Origin of the sequence: Aminobacter sp. Y103A (assembly GCF_030294925.1) — a bacterium.
GTDB lineage: Bacteria > Pseudomonadota > Alphaproteobacteria > Rhizobiales > Rhizobiaceae > Aminobacter > Aminobacter ciceronei.
Genome location: NZ_AP017986.1, coordinates 604,928 through 620,745, shown reverse-complemented (window position 1 = coordinate 620,745; position 15,818 = coordinate 604,928). Strand labels below are relative to the sequence as shown.

General features: G+C 64.8%; 15 protein-coding genes. 9 read left to right on the top strand and 6 right to left on the bottom strand.

What is annotated here, in order from left to right; all coding sequences use genetic code 11:
- Positions 1–13: 13 nt before the first annotated feature.
- From Amn_RS02940 to Amn_RS02915, 6 genes are all read right to left on the bottom strand, one after another.
- Entirely contained in the window at positions 14–841 is an 828-nt protein-coding gene (locus Amn_RS02940) for a sugar phosphate isomerase/epimerase family protein (RefSeq protein WP_286294511.1), read from the bottom strand.
- Positions 838–2,013 carry a Gfo/Idh/MocA family protein gene (locus tag Amn_RS02935; protein WP_286294509.1) on the bottom strand — a complete coding sequence of 392 codons (1,176 nt, stop codon included), beginning with the start codon at positions 2,011–2,013 and terminating at the stop codon, positions 838–840. Before Amn_RS02935 ends, Amn_RS02940 begins: the two co-directional genes overlap by 4 nt.
- A gap of 107 nt (positions 2,014–2,120) precedes the next feature.
- Positions 2,121–2,471 (bottom strand): RidA family protein, encoded by a 351-nt coding sequence (locus Amn_RS02930; protein WP_286294507.1) that lies wholly within the window; start codon positions 2,469–2,471, stop codon positions 2,121–2,123.
- A complete protein-coding gene (locus Amn_RS02925) occupies positions 2,468–3,160 on the bottom strand; it encodes an HpcH/HpaI aldolase family protein (protein WP_286294506.1) in 693 nt (230 codons plus the stop codon). Before Amn_RS02925 ends, Amn_RS02930 begins: the two co-directional genes overlap by 4 nt.
- 10 nt (positions 3,161–3,170) lie before the next feature.
- Positions 3,171–4,166 (bottom strand): sialidase family protein, encoded by a 996-nt coding sequence (locus Amn_RS02920; protein ID WP_286294505.1) that lies wholly within the window; start codon positions 4,164–4,166, stop codon positions 3,171–3,173.
- A gap of 29 nt (positions 4,167–4,195) precedes the next feature.
- Positions 4,196–4,591: a cupin domain-containing protein gene (locus Amn_RS02915; protein WP_192318948.1), complete on the bottom strand. Its 396-nt coding sequence runs from the start codon at positions 4,589–4,591 to the stop codon at positions 4,196–4,198.
- A 421-nt stretch (positions 4,592–5,012) separates the two neighbouring features.
- Here Amn_RS02915 and exbB point away from each other — a divergent pair, with 421 nt between their 5' ends.
- From exbB to Amn_RS02870, 9 genes are all read left to right on the top strand, one after another.
- Positions 5,013–6,146, top strand: coding sequence for a tonB-system energizer ExbB (gene exbB, locus Amn_RS02910; RefSeq protein WP_286294502.1), 1,134 nt, complete (start codon positions 5,013–5,015; stop codon positions 6,144–6,146).
- Between the two features lie 11 nt (positions 6,147–6,157).
- Entirely contained in the window at positions 6,158–6,619 is a 462-nt protein-coding gene (gene exbD / locus Amn_RS02905) for a TonB system transport protein ExbD (protein WP_067954728.1), read from the top strand.
- The gene (locus Amn_RS02900) at positions 6,616–7,527 is read left to right on the top strand and encodes an energy transducer TonB family protein (RefSeq protein WP_286294501.1); all 912 of its coding nucleotides are present in this window, start codon (positions 6,616–6,618) and stop codon (positions 7,525–7,527) included. Before exbD ends, Amn_RS02900 begins: the two co-directional genes overlap by 4 nt.
- A 371-nt stretch (positions 7,528–7,898) precedes the next feature.
- A complete protein-coding gene (locus Amn_RS02895) occupies positions 7,899–8,402 on the top strand; it encodes an RNA polymerase sigma factor (RefSeq protein WP_169808286.1) in 504 nt (167 codons plus the stop codon).
- Positions 8,403–8,516: 114 nt separating this feature from the next.
- Complete coding sequence (locus Amn_RS02890) at positions 8,517–9,488, top strand: FecR family protein (RefSeq protein WP_286294500.1); 972 nt, start codon at positions 8,517–8,519, stop codon at positions 9,486–9,488.
- A gap of 130 nt (positions 9,489–9,618) precedes the next feature.
- The gene (locus Amn_RS02885; RefSeq protein WP_286294499.1) at positions 9,619–11,895 is read left to right on the top strand and encodes a TonB-dependent receptor; all 2,277 of its coding nucleotides are present in this window, start codon (positions 9,619–9,621) and stop codon (positions 11,893–11,895) included.
- Positions 11,896–11,954: 59 nt separating this feature from the next.
- Positions 11,955–12,239 carry a DUF2218 domain-containing protein gene (locus Amn_RS02880; RefSeq protein WP_067954736.1) on the top strand — a complete coding sequence of 95 codons (285 nt, stop codon included), beginning with the start codon at positions 11,955–11,957 and terminating at the stop codon, positions 12,237–12,239.
- A gap of 92 nt (positions 12,240–12,331) precedes the next feature.
- Positions 12,332–14,116 carry an IucA/IucC family protein gene (locus Amn_RS02875; RefSeq protein ID WP_286294497.1) on the top strand — a complete coding sequence of 595 codons (1,785 nt, stop codon included), beginning with the start codon at positions 12,332–12,334 and terminating at the stop codon, positions 14,114–14,116.
- A complete protein-coding gene (locus tag Amn_RS02870; RefSeq protein ID WP_286294495.1) occupies positions 14,100–15,812 on the top strand; it encodes an IucA/IucC family protein in 1,713 nt (570 codons plus the stop codon). Before Amn_RS02875 ends, Amn_RS02870 begins: the two co-directional genes overlap by 17 nt.
- The last annotated feature ends 6 nt before the right edge of the window (positions 15,813–15,818 follow it).

Here is a 15,818-nt window from a genome sequence, read left to right as displayed (position 1 = left end):
CGACGCCTCCTGTTCAGATGCCAAGCCCGCGCAGGAAGGCGCGGCTGTCGCGGATAACCTCGTCGGCCGGGATCTCCCAGCCGAACAGGTGCGATTCATATTCGACCGAGGCGGAACCGGCGTAGCCAAGGCGCCGCAAGGTGTCGGTAACGGCCTTCAGGTCGACCTCGCCGGTCCCGAGCGGCACGCATTTGAAGTCGGGATAGAGGCCGACCGAATCCTTGACGTGAAAATTGCTGATACGGTCGAACAGCAACTCCGCCGCCCTGACCGGATCTTCGCCGCGCAGCTGGAAATGGGTCGGATCGAAAGCGACACGGACATCGGAGCCGGGGATCGCCTTGAACAGGGCGAGATACTCGTCGGTCTTGGCGACGATATGCATCGAGCAGCCTTCGATGCCGAACTTGACGCCCCGATCCCTGGCATGGTCGCAAACCTCCTCCAGGGCTGCCGCCAGGTACTTTCGTGCTGTGGCGATGTCGATGCCGCCAAAGGCGCGGCCGGTGAAGACCCAGACCATCGGCGCACCGATGTCGCGCGCCAGGTCCACCGATGCCTTGAGATAGTCGATGCCGGCGCGGCGCTCCTCCGACGTCTCCTTGGCGAGATGCAGGCAGGCGCTCAATGCCGAGATGCTCATGCCGGCATCCGAGATGGCGCGGGCGACATCCGCCCGACCAGCCGCATCGAGCGCTGGCGTCACATGCGGCACGAAGCCGTTGCTCCACAGGTCGCCGTTGAGCTCGACCGAGCTATAGCCGGCCTGCGACAGCTTGCCCGCCAACTCAGTGACGGGCAACTGGTGCAGGAAGGTACTGTAGAAGCCGGCGGTGATCATGACCGGCCCGCCTTGGCATCGGAGTCGGCGCCCTCGAAGTCGGGAAATGCGAAGGGCGCGTCGTCGGCCAAAGGCAGTGACACCCAGGCGCGGGCGATTTGCGAGCTGTAGGCGGCATGGACCAGCTCGGTGGCGCGGGCGCCGTCGAAGCCGGTGGCGCCGATGCCGTCGCGGTTGCCCGTCAGGATTTCGTCGGCCATGCCGGCGAGTTGCTCGGCATAGGTGTCCCACTCGTTGCGCGGCGGCCAGATCGACAGCCAGCCGTCCCAGGCGTGGCGGTTCTGCTTGGAGCGCGCTGTCGGATAGACGGCCTTGCGAATCTCTTCCGGCAGCTCGTTCATCGGCACGGTGGTGTTGATGGCAAGCGGCACGTCGAAGAAGGGCGAGCCGGCATTGGTCCAGAACGACAGCGAGCCCTTGGTGCCGTAGAGTTCGGTAGCGTCGCCGAGCACCGGCGAATAGCGGTCGGCGATGAAGGAGCCGCGCGCGCCCTTGTTGGTGCGCACCATCAGATGAACGTTGTCGTCGACGACGGGCGGGATGACGCAGTGGCTGACATCGGCCACGACTTCGGCATAGTCGTCGTCGAGCAAATAGCGCAGCATGTCGAAGCGGTGGATCAGGTTGTCGTTGGTGGTGGCGCCGCCCGACCGCTCGAGATCCCAGCGGAAATTCGTGCCGTCGACCCAATTGTCCCACTTGGCCGAGAACACGGTGCGGAAGGAGAACACCTCGCCGATCAGACCGGCCTCGATGGCGAGTTTGGCCATGCGGATCTGGTTGAGGTAGCGCTGGTTGAAGCCGGTCTTGAGCACGATCTTGTGCTCCTCGGCGATCCTAGCCATGGCGATCGCGTCGGGATAGGTGACGGCCAATGGCTTCTCGCACAGCACATGCTTGCCGGCGCGGGCGCAGGCCTCGAAGTCACGGCGATGCAGGTTGTTGGGCGTCGCCATGATGACGATGTCGACGGACGGATCGGCGAGCATCTTGTCCAGGCTGGTGTAGATGCTGGCGCCGCCATAGGCGTCGGCCAGCGTCCTGGCGCGGGCCTCGTCGATGTCGCACACCGCGGCGAGCCGGGTCGAGGCACCCGCCGCAACGGCCGGCGCATGGCCGTCGTGAACGATGTTTCCGGCCCCGTAGAGGCCCACTCCCAATTGACGTGACATGGCAGTCCTTCCGCTTTTCGTTGGCCGCAGGCCGGCATTCCCACCCGATGGATCGGGCAAGTGCGTGCCGGTCCGGACCGGGCTTTCAGTTGTGGTTGGCGTCGCGCTCAGCGCGCCGCGATGACGGCGATCTCGACCAGGTTCTTCGGCCGGGCCAGCGGCGAGCCGACGGTTGCCCGCGCCGGCGTATTGCCTTTGGCCACCCAGGCGTCCCAGACCGCGTTCATCTCCTCGAAGCTGGCGACGTCGGTGAGCCAGATATTGGCCGACAGGACCTTCGACTTGTCGGTGCCGGCCTCAGCGAGATAGGCGTCGATCTTGTCGAGGATCTGCCGCGTCTGCTCGGCAACCGACGGTACCGGATCGGTGGCTGTCTGGCCGGCGAGATAGACAGTGTCGCCATGGATGACGATCTGCGACATCCGCTCGCCCTGGCGCAGGCGTTCGATCTTACTCATGTGTTGCTCTCTTTCAGTATGTGCCGGAAGTCGTTGGCTCCGGTGATCAGGAAATTGTTGGCGTGCTCGTAGAGGAAGCGGCAGCCGCCGCGGACGAAGGCGGCGACGGTGTCGCGCGTCACCAGCGTGCCCGGCACCTTGCCGGCAGCGCGGATTCTTGCGGCGCAATCGAGGACGAGCCTTTTGACGTCGGGATGATGGGTCTGGCCGTTCAGGCCCATCGAATGCGACAGATCGTTAGGGCCCATGAAGAAGACGTCGACGCCTTCGACGGCAACGATGGCGTCGAGGTTGTCGACTGCCTCAAGTGACTCGATCATCGCCACCACCACGGTGTCGTCATGGTTCTGCGGCCGGGCCCGGCGCACGGCGGCAACGATGCTTCGGGCGCCGTCGGCGTCGTCGACATGCGGCACGATCAGGCCGCCGGCGCCGGCATCGAGGTAGCGTGTGAGCAGGTGGTCGAGATTGGCTTCCGGCCGGACGATGGACTGAAGGCCGGCGGCACGCGCCGCGCGGCACATGTCCTGCACCGTCTGGATCGAGGCCGTGCCGTGCTCGCAATCGATGAACACGCCGTCGACCCCAAGGCGGCCGAGAAACTCGGTCAGAGCCGGAGACGGATGGTCGGGATTGACGACGACGACGGGTTCGTCCCGCAGAAGGCGTTGTTTGAACGGATTTGCCATGATGCGCCCCTCAGCCGATGGCGATGGAAAAGACATGGCCGATGCCACGCGGAAGCGGATGCGCGCGCCAGCTGTCACCGGCATCGTCGCTCAGGAAAACGTGGCCGAACTTGTCCGAGCAGACGAGCCGCTTGGCGTCGGTCGGGTCGACGGCCATGGCAAAGACGGTGCTCTTCAGGGGCGCGCCGAGATCGAGGCGCTGGAAGCTCGCGCCGCCGTCGGTCGAGCGGAAGAAATCGCCCAGGTCGCCATCGAAATCGTTGCCGGCGCCGAGATAGATCGTCTCGGCCGGCCCCTGGCCGAGGACGCGGCAATAGGAGCCCTTTTCGCGCAGCGCCGGCACCGCCAGCTTGCTCCAGCGGCGACCATGATCGCTGCTCTGGAATGCGCCGACACGTGTCGTCACCGACACCTTGCCCTCGGCATCAACAAGCACCGAATGCAGGTCGACGGCATCTTCGACGACATAGAGCCCGTCGAGCGCCTGGCGCCAGCTGCGGCCGCCGTCCTCCGACATGATCAGGCCGCCGATCTCGATGCTGGCGTAGATTCTGTCCGCATTGGTGGGGTCGACGGCAATGCGGGTGATGCGCCTTGGCATGCCGGCCGTGATGGCGGGGTAGCCGACCGAAACCTCGAGGTTGCGCCAGCTGCGGCCATTGTCGGTCGATTTGAAGATCGCCGTCGGCTCATAGCCGGCAAACAGCGTATCCGGCTCGTGCGGATGGCGGGTGAGTGACCACACCGCGAAGTCCGGCTTCGGCGCATCGAGCCGGGTCCAGCTGTCGCCGTGGTCGGCGCTGCGGAAGATGCCGTCCTGCGTGGCGGCAAACACTTCACCCGGGCGCCTTGGGTCGGCGAGCAGGGCGAATGTCTGCGGTACGGCGGGAAAGCCTTTCTCGATCCGCTCCCAGGCGCCGCCATCGCGGCTGCGCAGCAGGCCTGAGCTCATGAAGCGGCCGGGATCGGTGTCGCCGGCGAGCCCCGCATAAAGGGTGATGGTCATTGTCGTGGTCGCAGCCTGGATGAAGGGGGTCAGTAGCTTTCCGGGTCGGTCGAATAGTCGACGACGGGCGCATCCTTGACGCCGAAGGCCATGGCCAGCGCCCGGATGCCGTTATGCTCGTGCGCCGGCTTGATCGAGTGCCGCGCATTGGGCGGAATAGTGACCAGGTCGCCGGGGCCGATCTCGCGGGTCTCGTCCTCGATGGTCATCAGCGCCCGGCCGGAGAGCATGAAATAGAACTCGTAGGTGGGGTGGTGGTGGGTGTTGACCTCACCGCCGGCGCGGATCTCGAACTCGCTGATCAGTTCGAGATGGCCGCCCAGCGTCGCGTCCCGCATCTCGCGCGGCGGCACCAGCCACCACACCGGCGTGGTGCCCTGGTGCTCGAGTGTCGGTCGCGTGAAATCGCTCGAGCGGATGTCCATCGGAGCGCTCCTTTAGCCGGCCAATGCTGATCTTGTTGTCTGGGCCTCGAGGCCCTGCGATGGACCGGACCTTACGAACGGCCCTCGGCGCTGGCCAGAAATGGGTTATCGCCAACTTTATTGATAAGCCGCAGCGCGCTCGTGCGAACGTCGAAGGCGGTCAGCCGAGCCTCCGATTTCCCTGCGCCTCAGCCCTTTCGATCGCGCTTCGTCCTCGACGCATGAATTCTGGTGTGTCATTCTCATGTTTCTTGGGCGCTTTTCTTGATTAAAGAAGTCAACAATGTTAGAGGCCGGGCACGACACCTGCCTTTGAGTCATTTGCGTGCGATCGGAGACTGCGGACATGAGAAGCATCTGGGGCATCACAAGCACCGGGACGGCTTTCGGGTCGCAAGCTCAGTATCGGTCCGGACGCATCATGGCAGCGGCGCTGTACATCACTCTGAGCGCGGGCGCGGCTTTCGCCCAGCAGACCGCGCCGGCTGAGGTGGAGCCCACGGCACCCGCAACGAGCGCTCCAACAGCTCCGGCAAATCCGACGGCAGCCGTCGCCACGCCGACCGCCCAGCCAGCAGCGCCCGGCGACGCTGCCAATGCGGCCGCCCCCGCAGCCGAAGCGACGCAGCCACGTATCAACGCCCTGCCGCAGCCAGGCGCCAACGTCGCACCACAACCGGACCAGGCTGCCGGTGAGCCGACGGTCGCACCGGCGGCCACGGCGCCTGCAACCGGGCAGCCTGCTGTGTCCGCGCCGATCGACACGACCGTCGGTGCACCTGCCGGCACGGACGTTCCCAAGAGCCTGTTGCCGCACGACCTGTCGCCCTGGGGCATGTTCATGGCCGCCGACTGGGTGGTCAAAGGCGTGATGATCGGCCTCGCCTTCGCCTCGCTGATCACCTGGACCGTGTGGCTGGCCAAATCACTCGAGATCGCCGCCAGCAAGGCGCGGCTGAAGAAGGCGCTGCGCGGCATTCTTCACGCCCGCAGGCTCGCCGACGCCTCGCAGGCGCTCGGTGACCGCGCCGGCATCGGCGGCGTGCTTGTTCGCGCCGCCGTCGACGAGTTCGAGATGTCGGGCCACGAATTCGGCCATGCCGACGCCTCCGGCATCAAGGAGCGCGTCGAGTCGAGGCTGATGCGCATTCAGGCGCAGGCAGGCCGCCGCCTCAGCCGCGGCACCGGCGTGCTCGCCACGATCGGCTCGACGGCACCCTTCGTCGGCCTGTTCGGCACCGTCTGGGGCATCATGAACTCGTTCATCGGCATCTCGGAATCGCAGACGACCAACCTCGCTGTCGTCGCTCCCGGCATCGCCGAAGCGCTTCTCGCGACCGCCGTCGGCCTGATCGCCGCCATTCCGGCGGTGGTGATCTACAACGTCTTCGTGCGTTCGATCACCGGTTACCGCCAGGGCCTGGCCGACGCCGCGGCAGGCGTGCAGCGCCTGGTCAGCCGCGATCTCGATCGCCAGCCACAGCGCAGTGAGCGCTTGCCGGCCAATGAAGCCATGCGCGGCAACGGGCGTGGCGCGCCCGCCGTCGCTGTCTAGGAGTCGGGACCATGGCCGGCGGCATCAGACAATCCGTTGACGAGGACGATCTCCAGGAAAACCACGAGATCAACGTGACGCCGTTCATCGACGTCATGCTGGTGCTCTTGATCATCTTCATGGTGGCAGCACCCCTGGCCACCGTCGACGTCAATGTCGACCTACCGGCCTCGACCGCGACCGCCACGCCGCGCCCTGAGGAGCCGCTTTACGTGACGCTGAAGGAAGACCTCAGCATCTCGATCGGCCAGGACGCGGTTGCCCGCACCGCGTTCCAGCAGCAGCTCGATACCGCCGCCAAGGCCGACAAGGAAACCCGCATCTTCCTGCGCGCCGACCGCGGCGTCGACTATGGCGAGCTGATGGAAGTGATGAACCTGATGCGCGGCGCGGGCTACCTCAAGATCGCGCTCGTCGGGCTGGAGCAGGTGCAGGCCACTCCGCCTGCGGTCAGCGAGGGGCAGGCGCAATGAGTGCTGCAACGCATGACCAGTTCAGCTTCGGCGGCATCAGCCGCAGCGAGGCATTGCTGTGGTCGACGGCGGCGGCCGTCATCTTTTCCGTCCACATGGCCGGCGCCTGGTATCTCAACCAGCAACCGCCAATGATGATGGAAGACATGCAGGCGCAGTCCGCCGTGATGATCGTCCTCGCGCCGATGGCAATGGCCCCGGAAGCCGTTGAGCAGGACGCGACCGACATGGTCGACAGTGCGGCGGCCGAACACGTCGAGGAAATGACCGAGACCATTCCGCCCGATCCAGTCGAGCCGGTGACTGAGCCGGTCGAACCCGTCGAGCAGGTCGCGGAGCTGACGCCGGAGCGTCTGGAAGAAGTCACCGAGGCCGAGCCGATCGAGGAAGTGATCCCCGACCTCGTCGAGGCACCGCTGCCCGAAGTGGCGATGGCGATCCCCGAACCGCGTCCCGAGATCAAGAAGCCGAAGCCGGTGGAAAAGCCGGTGCGCGAAAAGAAGCCGGTGCAGAAGAAGCCCGAGCCGGTCAAGGAAGCCAAGATCGAGAAGAAGCCGTCGCAGCAGAGCGCCGCGGCGAAGAAGTCGGCGCAGAGCTCCGAAAGCGTGCGCGCGCCCGCACCCGGCCAGGGCAGCGGCAAGGCAATGTCGCCGGCGCGCTGGCAGTCGCGCGTCTTCGCCCATCTGAACAGGCACAAGCCGCGCAACGTTCGCAACCGAGGCGTTGCCGCAGTTCAGTTCTCGTTCAATTCCGGCGGCGACGTGCTGTCGGTCAAACTTATCAATTCGTCTGGCGACCCGGCGCTCGACGAAGCTGCGGTCAGCCTGGTGCGCCGGTCCTCGCCGATCCCGGCGCCGCCGCCTGCGGTGCCGTCAGTGATCGTTGTTCCGATCGACTTCAAGCGCTGACGGGCGCCTCCCTGTCAGGTGCAGCCAGGTGCAGTCCCTCATCGAAACGCCTCGTGGTTCACGTCCGGCCTCCATGGTCGGCTGGCGATCGCTTTGCGCCTGCAAGCATCGTGTGTTGTTTCTGCTACACCCGTAAGACTTTCTTGCTGCGACAATTCATACGGGCCGCGATGCGACTGCCGCCGTTAGTTCAGCAGAATCAAACACTAAACATGATAAAAACAGGAAGGTTTTAACCCGCAACCCCGGCAGTGCCGTGTTTTCCCTAAGGTGTTGGGGTTGCAGGCACTTTTTTGATGGCCTATCGAACGTCCGTCGCGGCCGGCCCCCAGGCATGCGCGATCGGAACTGGTGCAAACAAGAGTGAAAAAATGACACTCACCAGGCTGATGACCAGCTTTGCGACGTTGCGTCCGCGCATCGAGGCGCTGACGCGTGGCCGCGTCGGCTGCAGCGCGACCTCCGAGGACATCGTTCAGGACACGTGGATCCGGCTGTCCAACGTCCGTCATGACGACGCCATCGACAACCACGCCGCCTTCACCATGCAGGCGGCGAAGAATGCTGCCATCGGGCACTTCCGCAAACAGCAGCGGCGCAACGAGATCGACGCCGAGGTCAATGAGCTTCTGTCGACGTCGGTGGACGAGATCTCGCCCGAACGCATCGTCATGGGTCGCGACATGCTCCGCGCCGTCGACAAGGCATTGCAGACGATGCCGGAGAGAAGCCGGCGCATCTTCCTGATGAACCGCGTCAACGGCGTCTCGCACCGCGAAATCGCCCGCCAGCTCGGCATCAGCGACGAGGCCGTCTACTACCATATCCGCCGCGTCGTCGAGCGCCTGGCCGAGCTGCGCGACAGCAACGGCTGACCTGTTCCAAGATTTATTTTGCCGTGACGCTTAGGCGTGGTGCCATCTCGCGTGTCTATGATAGCAAGATGGTTAGTGTGCCCGAACCGATGGGCACCGCTTGCGTGACTGGCGATGGGCAAAGGGCAACACGGATCCGAGATCGACCGCGGCATCGCACTCGATGCGCGCGACTGGATCGTTCGACTAAGCGCCGGCAATGTCAGCCGGCAGGATCTCGACCGATTCAACGCCTGGCGGGCCCAGTCGCCGGAGCATGCGCGGGCCTTCGCCCGCGAGAAGGAATTCTGGCAGCTGCTGCAAAATGTCGACGGCAGCGGCCTGGATGTCGCCCCGGTTGCTATGCCAATGCCTCGATCGGCCGTCAGCCGGCGCAAATTCCTCGTTGGCGGCGCCGTCGCCGCCTCGGCGGCGGCTGTCGCTGCTCCGCGGGTCCTGACCTGGATGCGGTCGGACTTCGCAACCGGCGCGGGCGAACAAGTGTCTGCCACCCTGCCCGACGGCTCGACCATGCTGCTCAACACCAACAGCGCCGTCGACGTCGATTTCCAGCCGGGTCTGCGGCTGGTGAACCTGCTCTCGGGCGAGGTGGAATTCTCGGTCAGGCCCGATACCCGCGCACCGTTCCGTGTTGCGGCCCTCGGCGGCAACAGCGATGCCGTCGAAGGCACCTATGCTGTTCGTTCCATCGCAGACGAAGTGACGGTCACGGCATCGGCAGGACGCATTTCCGTCTCGGGCGGCGCCAAGGCCGATGCGGCCAACACCGTGTCGCTCGCCCCCGGCCAACAGACGCGCTACCTCACTGGCAAGGCGCCGCTCGCAGTTGCCGACGTCAATCTCGAGAGCGAACTCGCCTGGCGTGGCGGCCGCGTGGTATTCGAGGGCAAGCCCTTCGGCAGCGCCATCGGCGAGCTTGGCCGCTACGTGCCCGAACGCCTCGTGATCGCTACGCACAGCCATGATGCGAGCCCTGTCAGCGCCGTGTTCCTGACGCGCGACGCCCATGACGCGATCGAGGCCCTGGCCCAGACGCAAGGGATGTCGGTGCATCGGGTTCCGGGCGTCGTCATCGTCATCTCCTGAGCCCGACGAAGTCGATCCAACTTATTTCAGAAAAATCGCAACTGGCTCTTTAGGCAGTTGGCCCGTTCGCGCGTCACACCATCGAGGGCGCGCGGTGGATGCGTGCGCCAGACCTTTGGGGACCAGCACGATGGGCAACGGCAACATGGATTTTGGCAGCAGGGCGTCGGGGCGCCTGCTGGCACGGCTTCTTGTGGGCACGGCGCTTGGCGCCGGTATGCTGACGGCTGGCACGGCGATGAGTGTTGCCCATGCACAATCGGCGACGCGCGCGCAGAGCATCAGCCTGCCGGCACAGTCGCTCGGCCAGTCGTTGAGGCAGCTGGCGGCGCAGACCGGCCTGCAGATCGCTTTCGGAACCGCTGACCTCGGCGGGGCAGCCGCCCCTGCCGTCTCGGGTAACTTGTCGCCGGAACAGGCGCTGCAGCGCCTGCTCGCGGGCAGTGGCCTCAACTACCGCTTCACCGGGCCCAATACGGTTTCGGTCCAGCCGGCCTCCGCCAGTGCGGCTACGGGCGGGCTTAGCGTCTCGGCCAATGGCGCGGTGGTTCTCGACACCATCGACGTGACCACGCTGGGCTCCGGCGGCAGCGTCAACAATGTGCAGATCACGGCAGAGGACCTGGCGCAGAAAGCTCCTGCCGACCTGCAGGAAGTGTTCGCCAACGAACCCAAGGTCGCCGTCGGCGGCTCGACCACCACGTCGCAGAAGGTCTACGTCCAGGGCATCGAGGAAAACAACCTTGCCGTGACGGTCGACGGCGCACGGCAGAACAACAAGGTCTTCCACCACAACGCGACCAACCTGATCGACCCTTCACTGCTGAAAGCCGTCAGCGTCGACGCGGGCGTGGCTCCGGCCGATGCCGGCCCCGGCGCGCTCGGCGGCTCGATCGCTTACGAGACCAAGGACGCGCGCGACCTGCTCGAGCCGGGCAAAAGCCTCGGCGGCCTGGTCACCGGCACCTACGACTTCAACAGCAAGACCTCGACTGTCGGTCTCGCCGCATATGGCATGAAGGACGGCTTCGAGTTCTTCGGCTATCTGAACTTTGCCAAGGGCGACAACTACACCGCCGGCGACGGCAGCGTCGTCGACGGCACCAGCGCCAACCTTTTGAGCGGCCTCGGCAAGGTCGCCTATCAGGCCGAAAGCGGCCACCGCTTCGAGCTCAGCCACGAACAGTCGCGCGACGATGCGCCGCGGCCGTTCCGCGCCAACATGAGGCGGCTGGACCCCAATCCCAAGCCCTGGGAGCCGCTGATCCGCGACTACAAGCTCGACCGCCGCAGCACCGTCTTCACCTACACCGATGAGTCTCCCGAGGGATGGTGGGACCCCAAGGTGGTGATCGCCTATACCAGCAGCCAGGTGGAAACGACCGTCTATCCGAAGCCCGCAGTTTCCGCGCCATATACGGCCATCGGCCTGACCGAGAGCTTTAACGGCAAGGCAGAAAACCGCTTCGCGCTCGACATCGGCAGCATTACCGCCGGCTTCGACTTCTACAAGGACACCGCCGATCTCGAAGACAAGTTCGAACCGGCAACCGAGCACGCCAGCAATGTTGGCATCTATGCCCAGGCCCGTCTCGAGCCATGGGAGCGGACGCGGCTGTCATTCGGCGCCCGTGGCGACAACCAATGGTTCGAGGGAACGACGGGACAGAAATGGACCAATGCCGGACTGAGCGGCAACATTTCTAGCGAGTATGACCTCGTTCCCGATTTCCTGACTGCCAAGGCCGGATATTCGCATGTCTGGGCCGGCGTGCCACTGGCCGAGAACTTCATCTTCAACCCGAACTGGAATTATGGCGCCGGCCCGAAGCCTGTGACGTCGGACAATCTGACTGCCGGCCTTCTCGCGACCTATGAAGGCTTCACTCTGGAAGGCAGCATCTTCCGCACCGACATTTACGATGCCCGCACCGCGCGCTACCAGATACCGCGCGGCATCGAAGTGCATGACGTCCGTTCGCAGGGCTTCACGCTCTCCGGCGGCTACGACTGGGGGGCGGGGAATGTCAGCGTCAAATACGCCAATATCGACGTCACCATCGATGGTGCGCCGGCAGATTCCGACCTGGGCACCTATCTGGCGACACCTGTCGGCCAGATCATCACGCTCTCGGCGGTGCACCGTTTCGACGACTGGGGCGTCAAGCTCGGCGGCGATGTCGAGATCGCGCTGAAGGACGATACCTACAAGGGGCACGAGGTCGTCAACATCTTCGCCGAGTACCAACCGGAGTCGAGCCCGAACCTGACCTTCCGCGGTGAGGTGAAGAACCTGTTCGACGAGAACTATGCCGGCCGGGCCACATATGGACAGGAGTTCGTCACGGTGAAGCCGTTGCTGGAGCCGGGCCGATCATTCCGGCTGAGCGCGACGGCCAAGTTCTGACCCTGATGGCCACGGGCGTTGTCCGTGGCCATTTCAACTGAAGCACGGACGGAGAGATCATGTTCCAATCGACAGGACGGTTCGAGACTGCGCATGGCGTGAAGTACCTGACCCAGCTGTGCAAGCATTTTGCCCATAAGATCGAGGTGAGCCATGGCGACGGACATGGCGAATGCCATTTCCCGTTCGGCCATGCCGTGATGAAGGCCGATGTCACTGGCCTAGCGATCGAAGTGGATGCGCCCGACGCCGATCAGTTGGCGCGGACCAAGGCCGTCATCGACGACCACCTCGTCCGCTTCGCCTTCCGCGAGCCGGAACGCAGCATCGCGTGGAGTGCCTGAGGCGCCAGGCAGCGCCTACGTTCCCGAGAAAATCCGTCAGATACCTAGCTGCTGCAAGGGACTCTATCGGTCAAACCATGTGGTGACGACAGATGAAGCTCACGCTGCGGCAGGTTGCCGAACACGCAACGTTCCAGAATTTCGCCAACTGCTATGTCCGCGAAATCTCGCCCGGCAGGGTGACCCAACACAGAGTCGGACCGGAAGACCCCATCGACTGCATCGAACTGGTTCTGGCAGCACAGCAGCTGGTGCTGCGCGCCGAGCTTCGGTCGCACTCGCTCTGCGGCCCGCACCGCTTCGGACAGGTCTGGCAGCGCCGGGCGACGGAAGGCGGCTGGCGCAATGTCGAGCCCTTCGCCGCACTCCAGCTTTTGTTGCAGGAGGCCTACAGGCAGTTGCATGACGAGCGCGGCGATGCGATGCGCGGCTGCGAACTCGAACTGCTCGGGCGGGCGCTGCAGAGCTACCAGCAGACGCTGCGCTACATCGAGGCACATCGCGCCTACCACGATGACGACGACAGCTTCATCGCGGCGGAGCAGTCGCTGGTGTTCGGCCACTCGCTGCACCCGACGCCGAAGAGCCGGCAAGGCATGACCTCATGGCAGGAGCCGAGCTATGCGCCTGAGCTGCGCGGCAATTTCCAGCTCGTCTATTTCGCCGCCGACGCCTCCATCGTCAGCCACAAGTCCGCGGCCAGCCAATCCGCGCCCGAGATTGTCGCGTCGCTGGCAGGTCCCGGCGAGATCGAGACGCGGCCCGGCGAGATGCTCTTGCCAATGCATCCGCTGCAGGCCGAAGCGCTGTTGCTCGATGACGGCATTCGCGGACTGCAGGCATCGGGCAAGCTGCGCCTCATTGGTCCGGCCGGCCCGGCATTCACCGCAACGTCCTCCGTGCGCACGGTCTACAACAAGGACCTGCCGTGGATGCCGAAATTCTCGCTCCCGGTGCGGATCACCAACTCGCTCAGGGTCAACAGCCGCAAGGAGCTGGAGGCCGGCGTTGCAATGGCCAAGCTCGTGCAGCGGGCAGGCATCGGCGGCGGCGACGGCCGCTTCAGAATCATTTCCGATCCGGCCTACATCACGCTCGACCTGCCCGGTCGCTCCGAAAGCGGCTTCGAGGTGATCCTGCGCGAAAACCCGTTTGTCGCCTGCAAGGGCAATGGCAAGATCACCATCGCAGCACTGACCGCCGAGCCGCTGCCGGGTGAATGGTCGCGGCTCGAACGCATCATCCACAACATCTGCCTGAGGGACGGCACCCATCCCGAGCTGGTCTGCCGCTACTGGTTCCAGCGCTATCTCGACTGTGCGCTCGACCCGCTGGTCTGCCTCTATGACGATTTCGGCCTGGCACTCGAGGCGCACCAGCAGAACAGCCTGATCGACATCAGCCAGGGCTATCCGAGCACGGGTTATTATCGCGACAATCAGGGCTTCTACCTGTCGAAACGCCATCGCGCCCGCCTCAGCCTGCATGTACCGGAGGCGGCGGAGATCGCCTCGCTCTATTACGACGACCGCGATATCCAGGACCGCTTCGCCTACTACCTGATCGTCAACCAGATCTTCTCGGTCATCGCCCGCATGGGACATGACGGCCTGGTCGAGGAGGAGGTCCTGCTGAACATGCTGCGGGACCGGCTGGAGGTGCTGTCGCGAACGACATCGGGCGTCGGCCGCGAATTCGTCCGCGGCGTACTCGACCGCCCCACGGTAGCGTTCAAGGCTAATCTGATGACGCGGCTGTTCGATGTCGACGAGTTGCAGACCAGCAACGAGCGGTCGCTCTATGCCCGCCAGACCAACCCGCTCTTTGCGGCGATGACCGGCCTCTATCACGGAGACGGCAGTGCCCTTGCCTCTTGACCTGCCCGGCCGCCCTGATGAGCGCGTGGTCAGGCAGCTTGTCGAGGCCGTGCTGTATGAAGAGCTCGTCGAGACGACGGTAACCGGTGACGCTGCCCAGCAGATCTTCGCGTGGTCGCATGGTGCAAAACGGTTTCGTTGCACCGGTGTGAAAGGCGCGTTCGGTCGCATCCGCCTTTCAGCTGGCTCGATCGAGAGCGAGAGCCGCGATGGCGCGTGGCAGCCGGCAACACTCGACGAACTGGTGGCAAGCCTGCCGGCATCGGCGGAAGACAAGCGCCGGCTGTTGGGCGAGTTGTACAGCACGGTCGCGCATTGCAGCTGGAACGAACGCAACCTGCCCTATGGCACGCGCAGCGACCTTGGCTTCGCTGCGCTCGAAGGCGCGTTGCACGAGGGCCATGCCTACCACCCGTGCTTCAAGGCACGGTCGGGGTTCAGCGAAAGCGATCACCGCGATTTCGGCCCCGAAGCCGGCAACAGCTTCCAACTCGCCTGGCTGCTGGTGCGGCGAAACGAAATGGGACAGCGCCTGCCCGGCGACGAGATGACATTCTGGCGCGACGAACTCGGCGCTGAGACCTTTGCCGCGATCAACGGGCGCCGCGCCGAGCTCGGCGCGAGCTGGGACGACTTCGCGCTGCTGCCGCTGCACCCCTGGCAGTGGCAGTCGCTGCGGGAGACGCTGCTTTCGCCATGGCTGGCGGACGGCACGGCGCATTTCGCCGGCTTTGCCGGCGACCGCTACATTGCGAGCCAGTCGATCCGGACCTTGCTCAACGCAGATCGTCCGGACGCTGCCAATGTCAAACTGTCGATGAACATGCGCAACTCGTCGTCGCTCAGGACGATCGAGCCGCATTCCGTGTGCACGGCACCAGTGATCTCGCACTGGCTCGGTGACATCGTCGCCGGCGATCCGCTGTTCAAGACGACCTATCCGCTTGTCGTGCTCGGCGAATATGCCGGCATCATTGCCGGCCGCGACGGGCCGCTGGCCGGCCAGCTGGCGGCGATCTGGCGCCGCAGCGTCACCTCGACGCTGGCCGACGGGGAACAGGCCGTGCCGTTCAACGCACTGATGGCTGTCGAGCATAACGGGAGCCCCTTCATCGACGCGTGGGTGCACCGCCACGGCTTCCGCAACTGGCTGGGGCAATTGTTGCAAGTCGCTGTGCTGCCGGTCTGGCACCTGCTCGTCGGACACGGCATCGCCACCGAAGCGCATGGTCAGAACATGGTGCTCGTCCATCGCGACGGCTGGCCGGTGCGGCTGGTGCTGCGCGACTTCCACGACAGTGTCGAATATGTGCCCGGCTTCCTGCGCGAGCCACATAAGGCGCCCGACTTCCTGGCGCTCGACCCGGCCTACAGCGCAGCGCTACCCAATCAGTATTACTGGATAGAAGATGTCGAGACGCTCGGCGAATTGGTGACGGATGCGCTGTTCATCTTCAACCTGGCCGAGGTCTCGCACCTGTTGCAGACGTTCTATGGGCTGCATGAATCCGACTTCTGGAAAACCGTTCGGCGGATGCTGACCGACTATGCTGTCACCCACGGGCTTGGCGCGCGCCAGGACCAGCTCGGGCTCAGGCGACCGACATTGACGGCTGAAGCCCTGCTCGCCAGCAAGCTGAACATCGGCCGTTCGAGCCACGCCGTTCCCAACCCCCTCTCCACCCCCGACACCTGAAGGAAA